Raw genomic sequence first — 17745 nt, forward strand, 5'->3', positions numbered from 1 at the left:
CGCGCGGCCCTACTGTCCCGTCACCACCGCCGCCTGCGGGCGGATCGGCAGGCGGTTGACGGGGCGGCCGGTCGCCGCGCGCACCGCGGAGGCGATGGCCGCCGGGGACGTCACCACCGGTACCGCGCTGACCGCCTTCGCGCCGAAGGGGGCCACCACGTCGCGTTCCTCGACGAGTTTGACGATCCGGACGTCGGGGGCGTCCAGGGCCGTCGGCAGCGCGTAGCCCGTCAGGTCGGGGTGGCGGATCACCCCGCGCGCGGAGCGCAGGTTCTCCGTGAGCGCGATGCCGACGCCCTGGGTGACACCGGCCTCGATCCGGGCGGCGAGCTGGGCGGGGTTGAGGACACGGCCCACGTCCTGGGCGAGCGCCAGCTCCACGACCCGTACCGACCCGAGTTCGATGTCGACGTCGACGACCGCGCGGATCGCGCAGAAGGCCATGCCCACGAAGGCGTCGCCCTGGCCGTGCTCGTCGAGCGGTTCGGTCGGGTGCGGGCGGCACTGGGCCGTGGCCCACAGCTCCTTGCCGTCCATCGCCTCGGTGACGGTGGTGGACAGCACACCGTCGTACGAAGTGATCTTGCCGTCGGTGATCTGCAGCAGCTCGGTCGACATGCCGAACTTGTGCGCGAGGGGCTGGAGGAGCTGGGTGCGGACCATCTTGGCCGCGCGTTCGACCGCGCCTCCGGAGACCCAGGTGTGGCGGCCGCGGCAGCTGGCGCCGGCGGGCGGCTGGTCGGTGTCGACGGGCGCCACGTGCACCTCGTCGATGCCGAGCGTCTCCTGGACGATCTGCCGGGCGAGCGTGGTGAAGCCCTGACCGGTCTCCACGGCCGCGCAGAGCACGGTCGCCACGCCGTCCTGGACCTTCACGGTCGCCGTGGACACCTCGTCGGCGCCCTCCGTGCCGAGCATGTGCACCATGCCCAGGCCGTAGCCCACGCCCCGGCGCACCGCGCCCGGTTCGCCCGCCCCCTCGGGGCCGCCGGGCAGCAGCCACTCGTCCTCGGGGGTGTCCTTGGGAAGGGCGGGGAGGGGGAAGTCCCGTACCGCCTGCAGGAGTTCGGCGACCGGCGCCGGGCAGGTGACGGTCTGGCCGGTCGGGAGCACGTCCCCGGTGGCCAGGACGTTGCGCAGGCGGAGTTCGGCCGGGTCGACGCCGAGTCTCTTCGCCAGCTTGTCCATCTGCGCCTCGTAGGCGGCGCACACCTGCATGGCGCCCTCGCCGCGCACATGGCCGGAGGGCGGGTTGTTGGTGCGGACGGCCCAGCCCTCGATGAAGGCGTTGGGGACGACGTAGGGGCCGCAGGCGAAGCCCACGGCGGCGGCCAGGGACTCGGAGGAGGTGTCGGCGTACGCGCCCGCGTCGAGCAGGATCTGCGCCTCGACCTTGACCAGCTTGCCCTCGGCGTCGGCGTGGTGCCGGTAGCGCAGGAGGGTGGGGTGGCGGTGGGCGTGGCCGAGGAAGGACTCCTCGCGCGTGGCGGTGAGCTTGACCGGGCAGCCGGTCTTCAGCGCCAGCAGGCCGAGCGGGAGTTGGAAGCCCTGGTCCTCGCGGTCGGCGGTGGCGCCGGGGACTCCGGTGACGACGATCTTGACGCGCTCGGGCTCCAGGCCGTAGCAGGCGGCGGCCGTGTCGCGGTCGGTGTGCGGGTCGGTGGAGGCCAGGTACAGCTCCACGCCGCCGTCGGGGCGCGGGACGGCGAGGCCGGCCTCGGCGCCGATGGGGGCGGGGTCCTGGCGGCCGATGCGGTACAGGCCCTCGACGACGATCTCGCCGACCGCGTCCGGGTCGCCGTGGCGCAGCGGGATGTGCCGGATCAGGTTGCCGTCGGGGTGCAGCGGCTCGGCCTCGAAGGCCTGCTCGGGGTCGGTGACCGGGTCCAGGACCTCGTACTCGACCATGATGGCCGCGGCGGCCATGCGGGCGGTGTCGGGGTGGTCGGCGGCGACGGCGGCGATGGGCTCGCCGTGGTGGCGCACGACCTCGGAGGCGAAGACCGGGCGGTCGGCCGTGCCGCGCCCGTGGCGGGCGGAACCCGGCACGTCCTCGTGGGTGACGACGGCCCGGACGCCGGGCATCTCGCGCGCGTGGGAGGTGTCGATGGACACGATGCGCGCGTGCGCGTGCGGGGAGCGCAGGACGGCCGCCCACAGCAGGCCCTCGGCCCACAGGTCGGCCGCGTACGGGAACGTGCCCTCGGTCTTGGCGCGGGCGTCGGCGGCCGGCAGGGAGACGCCGAGGCCGTGCGGCAGCGGCTCGGGGGCGGGTGCTGCCTCCGCGGTGGTGGTCGCGGTGGCGGCTTCGTTGCTCACGCCTGGCCTCCGTCCTGTCCGTACACCTGGTCGTGCGGCCCGGAGCGTCCCGGGTTCATGGCCCCGGGTGACTCGAACGCCGACGGGTTGACACCGCCGGCACCCGGGCCCGCCTGGTGAGGGATACGCGCCTCGTCGCCGTCGTGTTCGGCGGCCTCGGCGGCGGCGTGCGCCTCGCGTTCGGCGACGACGTCCTTGACGGCCTCCACGACGCCCCGGTAGCCGGAGCAGCGGCACAGGTTGCCGCACAGGGCCTGACGCGTCTCCAGTTCGGTGGGCGCCGGGTTGCCCTCGAGGAGGTCGTGCACGGTCATCGCCATGCCGGGCACGCAGAAGCCGCACTGCACCGCGCCGCACCGGGCGAGCGCGCGCTGCACGTCCGAGGGCTGGCCGTCCTCGGCGAGGCCCTCGACGGTCCGCACCTCACTGCCGGCGGCGGTCACGGCGGGCACGAGACAGGAGGCCACGAGCCGCCCGTCGACCTGCACGTTGCACGCCCCGCACTCGCCCTGCGAGCAGCCGTCCTTGGCGCCGGCCAACCCCAGCCGCTCACGCAGCACGTACAGCAGCGACTCGCCGATCCAGGCGTCGGACACGGGCCGTTCGACCCCGTTGACGCGCAGGACGTAGGAGGCGAGGGGGTGTTCCTCGGCGAGGGGCAGCGGGGACGGCTCCTCGGCCTGGTCGGCCTGGTCGGCCTGGTCGGCCTGGTCCGGCTGGTCGGCCTGGTCCGGCTGGTCGGCCTGACCCATGGGTGCCGTACCGGCGTGGGTGGCGCCGGGGTCGTCGGCGGTCGCGGCGTCGCTCGCCTCGCCCGAAGCCCCCACTCCCGCCACGGCGTCCACCGCCCTGGCGGCCTCCACGGCCCCTTCAGCGGCCTCCGCGGCCCCCTGGGCCCCCTCGGCCACCCCGACGGCCTCACCGGCGCTCTGAGCGGCCTGTGAGGCGGCTACGGCGGCATCGGCGGCGGACTCGTAGGGGTCACCGGAATCGGCGAGGTGGGCCGGGGCGGAGCCACCGGAGGTGTGGTCGGCGGCGTGCGGCCCGGTGGCGTGGGCGGTCCGGTCCCCGGCGATGTGTGCGTGCTCATCGCTTCCGGCGGCGTGGGCGCGGGCGTCGGGGTGCCCGGCGTTGCCCGGCGGGCGCTCGTCCGTCCCGCCGTCGTGCTCAGGGGCGTGGCCCGGGGTCCCGGCCGGGTGTGGCTGCCCGGCGTACTCGGCCGTCGGTGACGGGGTGCCGTGCGGCTGCTCGGGGTCGTGGGCGAGCCCGGACGTGAACTCCGGCCGGTCCACCCCCTCCGGTGCCGCCCCGCCCGGCTGGGCGCCGGTTCGCGGTGAGGACTGCTCGTGTGCGGGGCCGTCCTGCTGGTCGTACCCGGTCCCGGTCCGCGCGTCCTGCGCCCGGCCGGGGAGCGTCCCCGTCGACGACTCGTGGGGGCGGCCGGCGCCGTCCTCGGCGGCCGGTGCCTCCGGCTGGTCCCAGGGGCGGCCCGCCGCCTCCGTCGCCCAGGGGGCCGGTGCGCCTCCCGGGAGCGTCGCCGGGGGCGTGCCGCCCCACTGCTGGACCAGGGACGACGTGGTGAACTCGCCCGATTCGTCCGGGAGGTCGCCGCCGGCCACCGGGATCGACCACTGGCCGGTCACGTCGTGACCCGGCGCGGAGGTGGGCGTGTGTCCCGTCGGCTGCGGATCCTCGTAGGTCCACTGCTGCGTGGAGGCGGGGTTGTACGTGAAGCGGTCGTCGCCCCCGGTGGGCGCGGCGGCGTTGGGGTCGGGCCACTGGGAGCCGTCGGCGGGGGCGCCCCACGGGCCGGCCGCCCCCTGGTCGGTTCCCGGGCCGGGCGTTATCTGCGGGGGCACGTACCCGTGCCCGGGCGCGGCCAGCGGGCTGTCGGAGGCGGCCAGCAGCGCGTCGATGCCGCCCTCGGGGAGCTTCACGAAGGCGGTGGCGCCGTCGTCGTAGTCGCCCTGGGGCAGCGGGTCCCAGCGGCCCCCGCTCCTGGGCGTGCCCTCTCCGTGCTGGTCGTCGGTCACGACAGCGCCCTCCCCAGTGCTCGTCGGGCCAGCGCGGCGACGGTGCGCCGCAGGTGCAGTACGGCGGGCGGAAGCGGCTGGACGGTGCCGTCCGCCTCGGGAACGGGGTCGGGGATGCAGGCCGCGGCGACGTACTCCCCGAAGGCGTGCAGCGCCTCGGGGACGATCGTGCGGTTGTTGTCCCAGTCGATGAGCCGGGCGACCCACTGCTCGGCGTCCAGCGGACGCAGCGGCATCGGCGCTATGGCACCGACGGCGCACCGCACCCCGCGCCGGGCGGGATCGAGGACGAGCGCCACGGAGGCCACCGCGCGGCCCGGTCCGGTGCGTCCCGTGGCCTTCAGGAAGACCTGCGGCGCGTGCAGCAGCGGTACGCGCACGTACCCGATGAGTTCGCCGCCGCGCAGCATGTCGACGCCGGCCAGCAGATGCGACACCGGGATCTCCCGGCGGGCTCCGCCCTGGCCCGCGATGATCAGCGTCGCCTCCAGGGCGGCCAGCACCGGCAGCGCGTCCCCGGTGGGCGCGGCCGAGGCGATGTTGCCGCCCAGGGTGCCCGCGTTGCGGATGTGCGGCGGGCCCGCGGCGCGCGCGGCTGCGGCGAGCGCGGGGATGAGCGCCGCGAAGTCGGGGCGGCCCATACGCGCGTGCGTGAGGCCCGCGCCGAGCAGGGCGTGCCCGTCGAGGTACTGCCAGCCGCGGATCTCGCTGATCCGGCCGAGGCCGACCAGCGCGGCGGGCCTGAGCTGCCCGGAGTTGACGGCGGCCATGAGGTCGGTGCCGCCCGCCACGGGGACGGCGGCGGGCACGGCGGTGAGCGCCGCCACGGCCTCGTCAAGGCTCGTGGGCAGCGCGACGGCCTGCGCCGCCTGCGGTGCGTGCGTGGTCAAACCGGCTGCCCCTTCCCGCTGCCCCACCTGGTCCCACCTGTGTTGCCGTACGGTACGTGCTGACAGGGCGGACGTGGCAACTCTGGCACATCTTCGAGGCACCCGAAGACGGGGGTCCGCTAGGCGGCATTCGCCCCTCTCATCAGGGAGATGGTCCGTTTTCGCACGCCATCACCGCTGCGCGCGAATTGGCACTCTTCGGTGATGCTTGCGACGTTTTTCCACAACCTGTTCGGGACGCCCGGCCGCCCGTTCGTGAGCTACCTGTTCGGGGGCGTGCCCTCGATCGGGCGGCCGAGGACTCCGGGGCGCCGCTGCCACGGACGGGGCCCGGCGGGTGGCCGGTAGGCGACGCCCAGGGCGTCGAGTCGCCGGCAGTGGGCGCTCATCCGGCGCTCGAAGCCGGCGAAATCCCGTTCCCGGGAGGCCGGCAGGGAACTCCACGCCACCTCGGCGAAGGCGGCGAGGCGCGGGAAGGTCTGGTAGTCCACGCGCCCGGCGTCCTCCATCACCTCGGTCCACACGTTGGCCTGCGCGCCGAGGACGTGCCGGGCCTGTTCCGGCGTCAACTCCGGTGGAACGGGCTCGAAGCGGTAGACGTCCTCCAGGGTGAGGACGTACCCGATCGGGACCGGCTCGTCGGCGCCCGGCGCCTGCCGGTGGTCCAGGTACACGTACTGCTCGGGGCACATGACGACGTCGTGGCCGGCCCGCGCGGCGGCGACCCCGCCGGCGTAACCGCGCCACGAGGACACGGCCGCGCCCGGGGCGAGGCCGCCCTCCAGGATCTCGTCCCAGCCGATGAGCCTGCGCCCGCGCGCGCTGAGCCAGGTGTCGAAGTGGCCGATGAACCACGCCTGCAGACCGTCCTCGTCCCTGACGCCGAGTTCCGCGATGCGGGCCTGCGCGGTGGGCGATCGCCGCCACTGGTCCTTGAGGCATTCGTCACCCCCGACGTGGATGAACTCCGAGGGGAAGAGGTCGAGGAGTTCCTCGAACACCCCCTCGTAGAAACGGAGGGTGGTGTCAGTGGGGGCCAGTACGTTGGGAGAGATCCCCCAGGTGTCCCAGACGGAGAGGGAAGTGGTGTCGATGACATCCGTGTTGCCGAGTTCCGGGTACGCGGCGATGGCGGCCTGCGAGTGTCCCGGCACGTCGATTTCGGGGACGACGGTGATATGCCGCTCGGCGGCGAAGGCGACGATCTCGCGGATGTCGTCCTGGGTGTAGAAGCCACCGTGCGGCTTCTCGTCCCACAGCTCGGAGGCGCGGTGACCGGTTTTCGTGCGTGCCCGCCAGGAGCCGACCTCGGTGAGCCGGGGATGTCTTTCGATCTCGACGCGCCAGCCCTGGTCGTCCGTCAGATGGAAGTGGAAGACGTTGAGTTTGTGCGCCGCCATGAGGTCGAGGTGGCGCAGGACGCCTTCCTTCGGCATGAAGTGCCGGGCGACGTCGAGCATGAGTCCGCGCCAGCCGAAGCTCGGGGAGTCCTCGATCCGGACCAGGGGCAGCCGCCACGTCCGGCCGGGCAGCGGGGCACGCCGGAAGGCGTCCGGGCCGAGCAGCTGACGTAGCGTCTGGGCGCCCCAGAACAGGCCGGCGGGGCCGCCTCCCACGAGGTGCGCGCCGGTGGGGAGGACGTCGAGACGGTAGCCCTCCGCGCCCAGCTCCCCGGTCACCGCCGGGTCGACGGACAGGCGCAGGACGTCGTCGCCGTCCCCGTCGGCGGGAGGGAGCGGCAGGCCGGTGGCGGCGCCGAGCGTGCCGCGCAGCCAGCGTGCCGTGCCGTCCGCGCCCTTTCCGACGGACAGTCCGGTCCGCGGGCCGAGTTCCCAGAAACCTGGACCGTGCCGGTGCGTACGGACGGGCTCCGGAATCACATCCATCACGTCACTCCTCAGAAAACACCCTGCGAACAGGGAGCCGTTCACGCCGGGATGAGGGAAAACCGGAATTGCGTCACATCGGTCACGGCGGGGAATTCACAGAAAGAATCTCCGGAATGCGCGTTGCAACATGTGCAATGCTTGTTTCGCTCCGCGCAACATCATACGAAGGCCCCCGGGGCGCGCCGAACGGCGCCCCGGGGGCCTCGCGAGCCTCGGGCGTTACGGGCTTACTTGTCGCCCTTGTCCTTGTCACCGCCGCCGGCGCCCATGGAGTCGTAGATCTCCTTGCACATCGGACAGACGGGGTACTTCTTCGGGTCGCGGCCCGGTACCCACACCTTGCCGCACAGCGCCACGACGGGGGTGCCGTCGAGGGCGCTCGCCATGATCTTGTCCTTCTGGACGTAGTGGGCGAAGCGCTCGTGGTCGCCGTCGCCGTGGGACACCTGTGGCGTCGGCTCTACGAGGGTCCCCGTACCAGTCCCGCGCTCGGGCTCAAGAGTGCTCATATCGCCAAGGGTACTGAAGCTCACACGCATCAGTTGAGCGAAGGGTCGTCCGGGTACGTGGCCACCATCGCCAGCTCGTTGCGCTGACGGCGCAGCACCTCGCGCCAGAGTCTCTCCGGGGACGGCGAGGAGACGTCCCCAGGCTCCGACTCGACGACGTACCAGGCGCCCTCGACCAGCTCGTCCTCCAGCTGGCCGGGGCCCCAGCCCGCGTACCCGGCGAAGATCCGCAGGGAGCCGACGGCCGAGGCGAGCAGCTCCGGCGGGGCCTCCAGATCGACCAGTCCGATCGCGCCGTGCACCCGGCGCCAGCCCAGCGGCGCCCCGTCGACGGACGAGCCGCCGGGGATGACGGCGACTCCGAGCGCCGAGTCGAGGGAGACCGGGCCGCCCTGGAAGACGACCCCGGGCTCGCCGGCGAGGTCCGCCCAGCCCTCCAGGATGTCGCCGACGTCCACCGGGGTCGGACGGTTGAGGACGACACCGAGGGAGCCCTCCTCGTCGTGGTCGAGAAGGAGCACCACCGCACGGTCGAAGTTCGGGTCCGCCAGGGCGGGCGTTGCCACGAGCAACCGCCCTGTGAGCGAGGACACCTCGGTCATGCCAGACATGATCCCGCATCTTCCCCGGGCGTGGGGAGGCAATCGCGGTAAGGAGGGGGAATGCAGCTTGAATCGGGGGCGTGGCCTGGTAAGGCCTCGGTTGAGGGTGGTGGTGGGAGACGGGCGGGCGGACAGAGGCATTGCGCGGGCGCACAGGACGGGCGGTGACCCCATGTGCCCGGCGGTGAACGGGCCGTGTTGTGACAGAGCTATGACGTAGCTGGGCGGTACTTGGGCTTACAGAAGGGGGGTGGGCGGCGATTACCCTTTCCCTTCTGGCCCCTGCCCCACTCATCGGAACGCGAGATACATGACCGTCAACGACGATGTCCTGCTTGTCCACGGCGGAACCCCGCTGGAGGGCGAGATCCGTGTCCGCGGTGCGAAGAACCTCGTACCGAAGGCCATGGTCGCCGCCCTGCTGGGCAGCTCGCCGAGTCGACTGCGCAACGTTCCGGACATCCGTGACGTGCGTGTCGTACGCGGTCTGCTGCAACTGCACGGGGTGACGGTCCGCCCGGGTGAGGAGCCCGGCGAGCTGGTGATGGACCCGTCGCATGTCGAGAGCGCGAACGTCGCTGACATCGATGCCCACGCGGGTTCGTCCCGTATCCCGATCCTCTTCTGCGGCCCGCTGCTGCACCGTCTCGGCCACGCCTTCATCCCCGGGCTCGGCGGCTGCGACATCGGCGGCCGGCCCATCGACTTCCACTTCGAGGTGCTGCGGCAGTTCGGCGCGCGGATCGAGAAGCGCGCGGACGGGCAGTACCTGGAGGCTCCGCAGCGGCTGCGCGGCACGAAGATCCGGCTGCCGTACCCGTCCGTCGGCGCGACCGAGCAGGTGCTGCTGACGGCCGTCCTCGCGGAGGGCGTGACGGAACTCTCGAACGCGGCCGTGGAGCCGGAGATCGAGGACCTGATCTGCGTCCTGCAGAAGATGGGCGCCATCATCGCGATGGACACCGACCGCACCATCCGCATCACCGGTGTCGACCAGCTCGGCGGCTACACCCACCGGGCGCTCCCGGACCGGCTGGAGGCCGCGTCCTGGGCGTCGGCGGCGCTGGCGACCGAGGGCGACATCTACGTCCGCGGCGCGCAGCAGCGCTCGATGATGACCTTCCTGAACACCTACCGGAAGGTGGGCGGCGCCTTCGAGATCGACGACGAGGGCATCCGTTTCTGGCACCCCGGCGGCCAGTTGAAGTCGATCGCCCTCGAGACGGACGTGCACCCGGGCTTCCAGACGGACTGGCAGCAGCCGCTCGTCGTGGCCCTCACGCAGGCCACCGGCCTGTCCATCATCCACGAGACGGTGTACGAGTCCCGGCTCGGCTTCACCTCCGCGCTCAACCAGATGGGCGCGCACATCCAGCTCTACCGCGAGTGCCTGGGCGGCTCCGACTGCCGCTTCGGCCAGCGCAACTTCCTGCACTCGGCCGTCGTCTCCGGCCCGACCAAGCTCCAGGGCGCGGACCTGGTCATCCCCGACCTCCGCGGCGGCTTCTCCTACCTCATCGCCGCCCTCGCCGCCCAGGGCACGTCCCGCGTCCACGGCATCGACCTGATCAACCGCGGCTACGAGAACTTCATGGAGAAGCTCGTGGAACTGGGAGCAAAGGTCGAACTCCCGGGCAAGGCCCTCGGATAACACCGGATAACACCGGACAACACCAGTCGCACCAACGCCTATGGGGCGGTCGCCCGGACTCGGGTGACCGCCCCATAGGCGTTGGTGCAGCGCGCCCCTCAGGGGCGCGGGGCCTTGTCGATTCGCGGCTGCGCCGCGCGGGCGCGACCAGCCACGACGCACCGGCAGCCGCCGACGACGCTGAACCGGCACGATGCGAAGGCGCCCTTAGTTGCCCTTGGCCGCTTCCTTCAGCTTGCTGCCCGCGGAGACCTTGACGCTGTAACCGGCCGGGATCTGGATCGGGTCGCCGGTCTGCGGGTTGCGCGCGGTGCGAGCGGCACGGTGGGTGCGCTCGAAGGTCAGGAAGCCGGGGATGGTGACCTTCTCGTCGCCCTTGGCGACGATCTCGCCGACGGTCTCGGCGAACGCGGCCAGAACGGCGTCGGCGTCCTTGCGGGTCACCTCGGCGCGGTCGGCCAGCGCGGCCACCAGCTCACTGCGGTTCATGTTGTTACTCCCGTGTTCTTCTTGCCGTTGGGGTGTGCCACGCGGCAGAGCCGATATTGGCACAGCGAAGCCGATGCGCTCGCGCCCAGGGACGCATCCTGCCCCTACCTGCGACGGGAAAGCCAATCCGGCACCCGTTGGAGTCGTGAGTACACCCTAGGGGGTCACACGAAACGCGGGCCGAGGAGGCGCGAGCGTGGCCGCCACCCTAGAGGGTGGCGAGAGGCGCCCGGTTCCGCGACTCGCCGGTGCGGCACGTCGTGGTGATGCTCACAGCCAGGCCACAGTACGACAGGCCCGCCGAGCCCGACAGGCCCGCCCCCATACCGCGGCAGGCCCGCCCGGCACCGTACGCCAGGTCCAGGACTGGTCTAGGACGACGTGCCCGCCGCCTTCGCCGCCTCCCGCACCGCACCGGCCACCGCGCCCGCGACCTTGTCGTTGAAGACGCTCGGGATGATGTAGTTCGGGTTGAGCTCGTCCCCGGTCACCACGTCGGCCAGCGCGCTCGCGGCGGCCAGCATCATCTCCGTGTTGACGGTGCGGGACTGCGCGTCCAGCAGACCGCGGAAGACGCCCGGGAAGACCAGCACGTTGTTGATCTGGTTCGGGAAGTCGGAGCGGCCGGTGGCCACGACGGCCGCCGTCTGCCGGGCGATCGCGGGGTCGACCTCGGGGTCCGGGTTCGCGAGCGCGAACACGATGGCGCCCTCGGCCATGGCGGCCACATCGGCCCCGTCCAGCACGTTCGGGGCGGAGACGCCGATGAACACGTCGGCTCCGCGAACGGCTTCCTTCAGGGTGCCGGTCAGGCCCTCGGGGTTGGTGTTGTCGGCGATCCAGCGCAGTGGCGAGTCCGCGGGAGCCTCCCGCAGGTCCTCGCGCCCGGCGTGCACGACCCCGCGGATGTCGGCGACGACGGCGTTCTTCACGCCGGCCGCGAGCAGCAGCTTGAGGATGGCCGTACCGGCAGCGCCGGCGCCGGACATGACGACCCGGATGTTCTCAATCGCCTTGCCCGTGCAGCGAAGTGCGTTCTTCAGGGCGGCCAGGACGACGATCGCGGTGCCGTGCTGGTCGTCGTGGAAGACGGGGATGTCGAGGGCCTCGCGCAGCCGCGCCTCGATCTCGAAGCAGCGGGGGGCGGAGATGTCCTCGAGGTTGATGCCGGCGAACCCGGGAGCGATCGCCTTGACGATCTCGACGATCGCGTCGGTGTCCTGGGTGTCGAGGCACAGCGGCCAGGCGTCGATGCCGGCGAAGCGCTTGAAGAGGGCCGCCTTGCCCTCCATGACCGGGAGGGCGGCCTTGGGGCCGATGTTGCCGAGGCCCAGCACGGCGGAGCCGTCCGTCACGACCGCAACGGAGTTGCGCTTGATGGTCAGACGGCGGGCGTCCTCGGGGTTCTCGGCGATCGCCATGCAGACGCGGGCCACGCCCGGCGTGTAGACCATGGACAGGTCGTCACGGTTGCGGATGGGGTGCTTCGACGCCATCTCGATCTTGCCGCCGAGGTGCATCAGGAACGTACGGTCGGAGACCTTGCCGAGGGTCACGCCCTCGATGCCGCGCAGCTTCTCGACGATCTCGTCGGCGTGGCTGGTGGAGGTGGCGGCGATGGTGACGTCGATGCGGAGCTTCTCGTGACCGGAGGCGGTGACGTCGAGGCCGGTCACCGAGCCTCCGGAGGACTCCACAGCGGTGGTGAGCTGCGAGACGGCGGTTCCGCTCGCGGGCACCTCCAGCCGGACCGTCATCGAGTAGGAGACGCTGGGCGCCGTTGCCATGGCCGACTTCCTCTTTCAACTCTGACGCTGGTATGCCGTCCGATGGTCGCACCTACTGCCGGGTAGGCGTTAGCCGCCCCGGATTGCGATCGTTTTGTTCGCAACAAAAGAGGTCCGCGCCTGCTCGGCGCGGACCTCTTCGACGTCAGTGACACCGACCCGCCATGCTCGCCTCGCGGCAAGTGGTCCCTCTCAGGGACGAAGGTTGGGCCCGGGGGCTTGGATCGGGCCGGTGTCGCATCCAGGCTAACAAACGGATCCCGTCAGGCCATTCCCGTCACGAGAGTTCATCTCCTTCTAATCTCTGAGCAGGTCCGGCACCCCGGCCGCGTCCGGCTGGTCGCGCTCCCCCGACACGACCGTCAGCTGCTGGGTCGCCCGGGTGAGGGCCACATACAGCACGCGCAGTCCGGCCGGGGACTCGTCCGCGATCTCCGCCGGGGAGACGACGACCGTGGCGTCGTACTCCAGGCCCTTCGCCTCCAGGCTGCCGAGCGCCACCACCCGGTCGCCGAGTCCGGCGAGCCAGCGGGCCGCCTCCTCGCGCCGCTGCATGGCGACGACGACGCCGACGGTGCCGTCGACGAGGTCGAGGAGACGGGCGGCCTCGGCGCGGACGGTCTGCGCGAGGGAGTCGCGTACGACGGTGAAGCGCGGTTGTACGCCGGTGGAGCGGACCGCCGAGGGGGACTCGGCGCCCGGCATGGCGAGGGCGAGGACCCTGGACGCGAGTTCCGCGATCTCGGCGGGGTTGCGGTAGTTGACGGTGAGCTGGAAGCGGCGGCGCGGGCGGGTGCCGAGGGCCTCGTCGCGGGCCTCGGCCGCCTCGTCGGGGTCGGACCAGGAGGACTGCGCGGGGTCGCCGACGACCGTCCAGGTGGCGTGCCGGCCGCGGCGGCCGACCATCCGCCACTGCATGGGGGTGAGGTCCTGGGCCTCGTCGACGATGACGTGGGCGTACTCGGTGCGCTCCTGCGCGAGCCGCTCGGCGCGCTCGCGCTGCGACTCCTCGCGCACCGGCATCAGCTCCTCCAGGCCGGTCAGCTGGTCCAGCGGGTCCAGCTCGCGCTTCTTCCGGGGGCGGGCGGGCACGCCGAGGATGGACTGCAGCTCGTCGAGCAGGGCGATGTCGTGCACGGTCAGGCCGTCGCGGCGCAGCGAGCGGGCGACGCGGCGGATTTCGCCGGGGTTGAGGATCCGGCGGGCCCAGCGGCCCAGCCGGCGCTCGTCGGCCATCGCCGCCAGCACGGCCCGCGGGGTCAGTTCGGGCCACCAGGCGTCGAGGAACTCGGTGAAGGAGTCCTCGGTGGTGATGTCCTCGTCGAAGGAGGAGCGCAGTTCGGCGGCGAGCTCGGGGTCGGTGTGCCGGGTGCCGGCCCCGGACTGCTCCCAGAGGGCGTCGAGGAGCAGCTTGCGGGCACGGGGCCGCAGCAGGTTCACGGGCGCGGTGCCGCCGAGGGCGGTACGGCGGATCCGTTCCAGCGCGTCCGCCTCCAGCTCCAGCCGCCGCCCGAACGCGACGACACGCAGCCGGCTGGGCGGCCCGCCGGGCGCGGACGCGGGCACGTCGAAGCCACCGTCGTCACCAAAGGCAAGCTGCCCCGCACGCTCCACCCCAGCACCACCGGAGCCGAGCCGCCCCCCACGCTCCACCCCAGCACCACCGGAGCCGAGCCGCCCCACACGCTCCACCCCAGCGTCACCGGAGGCAAGCTGCCCAGGACGGTCAGCCCCGGAGCCACCGAAGCCACCAGAGCCACCGGAGCCAGGCCGCCCCGCACCATCCGCCCCGGCCTCACTGGAGCCAAGCTGCCCCACACCGTCGGCCCCAGCACCACCAGAGCCAGGCCGCCCCGCACCATCCGCCCCAGCACCACCGGAGCCAGGCCGCCCCGCACCATCCGCCCCGGCCTCACCGGAGCCAAGCTGCCCCACACCGTCGGCCCCAGCACCACCAGAGCCAGGCCGCCCCACACCATCCGCCCCAGCACCACCGGAGCCAGCCCGCCCCACACCATCCGCCCCGGCCTCACCGGGGCCGGATCGCACGGCCCCCTTGACCGCCGCGGCCGCGGCGCCCACTGCGGGCCCGCCGCCCGGTCCCAGCTCCAGTGCGCCCCGCGCCGCCTTTCGCAGGACCTTGAGCATGCGGTACGAGCCCTTGGCTCTGGCGGTGGACGGGGAGTCGTACAGCGTGGCCTCCGCGCCGTCGACCAGGGAGCCGATCGCGCGGATGGCGACCTGGCCCTCCTCGCCGAGGGAGGGCAGGACGCCCTCGGTGTAGGCGACCAGCAGGGGGGTCGGGGAGACGATGAGGATGCCGCCCGCGTAACGGCGCCGGTCCTGGTAGAGGAGGTAGGCGGCGCGGTGCAGGGCGACGGCGGTCTTGCCGGTGCCGGGGCCGCCCTCGACGTAGGTCACCGAGGCGGCGGGGGCGCGGATGACCAGGTCCTGCTCGGCCTGGATGGAGGCGACGATGTCCCGCATGGTGTGGCCGCGGGCCTGGCCGAGCGCGGCCATCAGGGCGCCGTCGCCGATGACGGGCAGTTCCCGGCCGTCGAGGCGGGCCTTGAGCTCGGGGCGCATCAGGTCGTCCTCGACGCCGAGGACGCGGCGGCCCTTGGAGCGGATGACCCGGCGCCGTACGACCCGGCCGGGGTCGACCGGGGTGGAGCGGTAGAAGGGGGCGGCCGCGGGCGCCCGCCAGTCGATGACCAGGGGCGCGTACTCGGCGTCGAGGACACCGATCCGCCCGATGTGCAGCGTCTCGGCGATGTCGGCCGTGCCGTCCTCGCGGACGGCGCCCTCGGCGGGTTCCACGGCGGTGTACGCGCCGTCCGGCCCCTTCTTGCCGTCCTTGCCGGGCAGCAGGTCGATCCGTCCGAAGAGGAAGTCCTCGAACTCGTTGTTCAGCCGGCTGAGATGGATGCCGGCCCGGAAGACCTGGGCGTCGCGCTCGGCGAGCGCCCCGGGCGTGCCGACCTGGCCGCGCTTGGCCGCGTCGTTCATCAGGAACTCGGCCTCGTGGATCTTCTCCTCGAGCCGCCGGTAGACCCGGTCCAGGTGTTCCTGTTCGACGCTGATCTCTCGGTCCCGTACGGAGTCGTGATCCGAGCCGACCGCGGTTTCCTGCTGAGCCTGAGCGGCCACCGGGCCCCCTTCTGACGTGCTGGGCAGCCGTCAACCGTACGCGAAGGGGGCCCGTCAAAGCTACGTGGCGGCGCGCGTCGGTCCCCCGAGGGGACCGACGACTGCTACGCGTCGACCTGGACGAGCTTCTTGCCGTCGAAGGTCATGACCTCGAAGTGGTCGATCTCGTTGGGCTGGAAGGCCGCGCCGCCCTGCGCGTACAGGGGCTGCTTCGCCTCCTCGACCTTGGCGTTCTGGATGCCGTAGCCCCACTTGGGGACCGACCAGGAGGACATGGTCTCGCGCTCGCCGTTCTTGCCGACGGCGATGAGCGAGCACTTCAGCGGTCCCTTGACGTTGCTGAGTTCGACGACGCCCCAGGTGCCCCAGTCCTTCTTCTCCATGGCCACGGTCGCCTGGACCTTGGTGGAGGAGTCGGTCGCCGACACCTTGTCGGAGATCTGGCCGAAGGCCGACTTGGCGCCGGCCGCCAGCGGGGTGGCGTTGGTGCCGCCCGAGCTGCCGCCGCCGTTCGCGGCCATCACCGCGAGCGGACCGCCGATGATCAGCGCGGCCGCGGCCGCGACCAGGTAGAAGCCCTTGCGGCGCTTCACCGCCCGGCGCTCTGCGACCTCGTCGACCAGCTTCTCCGCGAGCCGTGGGCTGGGCCGTGCGGAGAGAGACTCGCCGATCGCGGGCGTGCCGGTCCCCGGCAGGTCCGCGAGCGCCGCCAGCATGGGTTCCATCCCCGCCAGCTCGTCGAGCTGCTGGGCGCACCACTCGCAGGTGGCGAGATGCGCCTCGAAGGCGGTCGCCTCGGCGTCGTCCAGGATGCCGAGGGCGTAGGCACCGACCGTTTCGTGCTCGCTCGGGCCCGGAGATCCCATCATGGGGCCAGACATACCCGAACCACCCGTTCCGAATCCCCCGTAAACACTCATGCCGTCACCCCCCGCTCCTCCAGAGCCAGCTTCATCGACCGCAGGGCGTAGAACACCCGGGACCGCACCGTTCCGCTGGGAATGCCCAGCGTCTCGGCCGCCTCATTGACGGTACGCCCCTTGAAGTACGTCTCGACGAGCACCTCCCGGTGGGCCGGGGTCAGGTCGTCGAGCGCGTCGGACAACGTCATCAGCCACAGCGCCTTGTCGATCTCGTCCTCCGCGGGGATGACCTCCAGCGGCGACGGATCGACCTCCTGCGGCCGGGCCTGCCGGCTGCGGTGGCCGTCGATGACGATGCGGCGCGCGACCGTCACCAGCCAGGGGCGTACCGATCCGGTCGCTCGATTGAGCTGGCCGGCGTTCTTCCAGGCACGGATGAGCGTTTCCTGGACCACGTCCTCGGCGCGCTGCCGGTCTCCGGCGACCAGGCGCAGTACATAAGCAAGGAGAGGTCCGGCGTGCTCCCGGTACAGGGCACGCATCAGCTCCTCATCAGGTTCCGAGGGCTGGGACATGCGATGTCGGGCCCTCGATCCACGTTCATTGGCCACGACGGAATCCTTGCGCACGCCCACCTCCGATGTCCGGGGGTTCCCCCAGTCGGTCGCTCGTGCACAGGTACGGATGTGGTCTCCGCCATGTTCAAAGCGGTACGACAGTTTTCTTCGGGGTGTCGTGATGAGTGGGACATGAGAGCACATTCCCACCCCGCGATCTTTACATTTCCGCCACATCGGCAAGATCGAGCCGACTTCCCGGAGCGGGCCGGAGGCAAACGGGATGTTGTCGAAATCACTTCGACACCAGAATGCCCCGCACCTGACACACGGCGCATTTCCGGACAGTCAGGCTCGGGTGAGAGCCACCCTCCGACGGTGCCGGGCCACCCGTTCGCGGTTCCCACAGACCTCACTGGAGCACCAGCGCCTCCTGCGTCCCCGGGACGAATCGACGTAGAAGATCGGGCAGTTGTCCCCCTCGCACTGCCGCAGCCCCGCCCGCGCGACCGGGTCGGTGAGCAGTTCCACGGCGTCCCGGGCGATCGCGCCTAGCAGCGCCGCGCACTCCGGCGGCCCGTCCAACTCCCTGACCAGCACGCCGTCCTCGCCGCGCACGGCACGCGGGGCCGGCGGCGCGGTCCTGGCGATCTCGTTCACGCGCACGAGCGCGAGGTCGTACGACGACCTGGGTACGGGGGTGAGCGCGCCGCGCACCAACTGGCCGATCCGGTCCCGCAGTTCCCGGAAGCCGACCAGCCAGCCCGGGTCGGCGTGCGCCAGTGACGTGCCCGGCGGCACGAGTCCCGCGCCCACGATCCAGGTGCACAGCACCTCGACCGAGTCGAACCGTTCCTCGGGATGCGTCGTCGCCAGGAGGTCCAGGCAGATCCGCCCGGCGTCGAAGCGCAGCTCGTGAGGGACCGTGACCGTACCCAGTGCCATGTGCCTGTCACCGCCTGGGGCTGGGGTGGAGAACCGTTCCCCTTACAGTGCCCGCCCGCCC

13 protein-coding genes are annotated in these 17745 nt (G+C 72.2%); 1 reads left to right on the forward strand and 12 read right to left on the reverse strand.

Features of this window, described 5'->3' with window-relative positions; genetic code table 11:
- Positions 1-9 precede the first annotated feature (9 nt).
- The 6 genes from MKW14_RS07930 to MKW14_RS07955 form a co-directional block, all read right to left on the reverse strand.
- Positions 10-2319, reverse strand: coding sequence for a xanthine dehydrogenase family protein molybdopterin-binding subunit (locus tag MKW14_RS07930; RefSeq protein WP_240860267.1), 2310 nt, complete (start codon positions 2317-2319; stop codon positions 10-12).
- Positions 2316-4352: a 2Fe-2S iron-sulfur cluster-binding protein gene (locus MKW14_RS07935; RefSeq protein ID WP_240860269.1), complete on the reverse strand. Its 2037-nt coding sequence runs from the start codon at positions 4350-4352 to the stop codon at positions 2316-2318. Before MKW14_RS07935 ends, MKW14_RS07930 begins: the two co-directional genes overlap by 4 nt.
- Positions 4349-5242, reverse strand: a complete 894-nt coding sequence (locus MKW14_RS07940; protein WP_240860271.1) for an FAD binding domain-containing protein — start codon at positions 5240-5242, stop codon at positions 4349-4351. Before MKW14_RS07940 ends, MKW14_RS07935 begins: the two co-directional genes overlap by 4 nt.
- Positions 5243-5502: 260 nt before the next feature.
- Positions 5503-7128, reverse strand: a complete 1626-nt coding sequence (locus tag MKW14_RS07945) for a beta-N-acetylhexosaminidase (protein WP_240860273.1) — start codon at positions 7126-7128, stop codon at positions 5503-5505.
- Positions 7129-7358: 230 nt separating this feature from the next.
- A complete protein-coding gene (locus MKW14_RS07950) occupies positions 7359-7640 on the reverse strand; it encodes a DUF3039 domain-containing protein (RefSeq protein ID WP_133046286.1) in 282 nt (93 codons plus the stop codon).
- 29 nt (positions 7641-7669) lie between these two features.
- The gene (locus tag MKW14_RS07955) at positions 7670-8242 is read right to left on the reverse strand and encodes a YqgE/AlgH family protein (RefSeq protein WP_240860274.1); all 573 of its coding nucleotides are present in this window, start codon (positions 8240-8242) and stop codon (positions 7670-7672) included.
- Between the two features lie 310 nt (positions 8243-8552).
- Here MKW14_RS07955 and murA point away from each other — a divergent pair, with 310 nt between their 5' ends.
- Complete coding sequence (gene murA, locus MKW14_RS07960; protein WP_240860275.1) at positions 8553-9893, forward strand: UDP-N-acetylglucosamine 1-carboxyvinyltransferase; 1341 nt, start codon at positions 8553-8555, stop codon at positions 9891-9893.
- A 207-nt stretch (positions 9894-10100) separates the two neighbouring features.
- Here the strand turns inward: murA and MKW14_RS07965 are convergent, their stop codons facing one another.
- From MKW14_RS07965 to MKW14_RS07990, 6 genes are all read right to left on the reverse strand, one after another.
- Positions 10101-10382 (reverse strand): HU family DNA-binding protein, encoded by a 282-nt coding sequence (locus tag MKW14_RS07965; RefSeq protein WP_006139383.1) that lies wholly within the window; start codon positions 10380-10382, stop codon positions 10101-10103.
- A 371-nt stretch (positions 10383-10753) separates the two neighbouring features.
- A complete protein-coding gene (locus MKW14_RS07970; protein ID WP_240860277.1) occupies positions 10754-12169 on the reverse strand; it encodes an NAD-dependent malic enzyme in 1416 nt (471 codons plus the stop codon).
- 297 nt (positions 12170-12466) lie between these two features.
- Positions 12467-15319, reverse strand: coding sequence for a HelD family protein (locus MKW14_RS07975; RefSeq protein ID WP_240860279.1), 2853 nt, complete (start codon positions 15317-15319; stop codon positions 12467-12469).
- A gap of 104 nt (positions 15320-15423) precedes the next feature.
- On the reverse strand, positions 15424-16188 hold the full coding sequence (locus tag MKW14_RS07980) for an anti-sigma factor family protein (protein ID WP_240860281.1): 765 nt from the start codon (positions 16186-16188) through the stop codon (positions 15424-15426).
- Positions 16189-16235: 47 nt separating this feature from the next.
- Positions 16236-16757: a sigma-70 family RNA polymerase sigma factor gene (locus MKW14_RS07985; RefSeq protein WP_010039908.1), complete on the reverse strand. Its 522-nt coding sequence runs from the start codon at positions 16755-16757 to the stop codon at positions 16236-16238.
- Positions 16758-17087: 330 nt separating this feature from the next.
- The gene (locus tag MKW14_RS07990; protein WP_240860283.1) at positions 17088-17684 is read right to left on the reverse strand and encodes a CGNR zinc finger domain-containing protein; all 597 of its coding nucleotides are present in this window, start codon (positions 17682-17684) and stop codon (positions 17088-17090) included.
- Positions 17685-17745: the final 61 nt, after the last annotated feature.

It is taken from the genome of Streptomyces gilvus (assembly GCF_022513565.1).
GTDB classification, from domain to species: domain Bacteria; phylum Actinomycetota; class Actinomycetes; order Streptomycetales; family Streptomycetaceae; genus Streptomyces; species Streptomyces gilvus.

What these genes read in the sequence shown, in the direction of transcription:
- MKW14_RS07945 (WP_240860273.1), bottom strand. Translation starts at nt 7,128, where the DNA reads ATGGATGTGATTCCGGAGCCCGTCCGTACGCACCGGCACGGTCCAGGT.
- MKW14_RS07950 (WP_133046286.1), bottom strand. Translation starts at nt 7,640, where the DNA reads ATGAGCACTCTTGAGCCCGAGCGCGGGACTGGTACGGGGACCCTCGTA.
- MKW14_RS07955 (WP_240860274.1), bottom strand. Translation starts at nt 8,242, where the DNA reads ATGACCGAGGTGTCCTCGCTCACAGGGCGGTTGCTCGTGGCAACGCCC.
- murA (WP_240860275.1), top strand. Translation starts at nt 8,553, where the DNA reads ATGACCGTCAACGACGATGTCCTGCTTGTCCACGGCGGAACCCCGCTG.
- MKW14_RS07965 (WP_006139383.1), bottom strand. Translation starts at nt 10,382, where the DNA reads ATGAACCGCAGTGAGCTGGTGGCCGCGCTGGCCGACCGCGCCGAGGTG.
- MKW14_RS07970 (WP_240860277.1), bottom strand. Translation starts at nt 12,169, where the DNA reads ATGGCAACGGCGCCCAGCGTCTCCTACTCGATGACGGTCCGGCTGGAG.
- MKW14_RS07980 (WP_240860281.1), bottom strand. Translation starts at nt 16,188, where the DNA reads ATGATGGGATCTCCGGGCCCGAGCGAGCACGAAACGGTCGGTGCCTAC.
- MKW14_RS07985 (WP_010039908.1), bottom strand. Translation starts at nt 16,757, where the DNA reads ATGTCCCAGCCCTCGGAACCTGATGAGGAGCTGATGCGTGCCCTGTAC.
- MKW14_RS07990 (WP_240860283.1), bottom strand. Translation starts at nt 17,684, where the DNA reads ATGGCACTGGGTACGGTCACGGTCCCTCACGAGCTGCGCTTCGACGCC.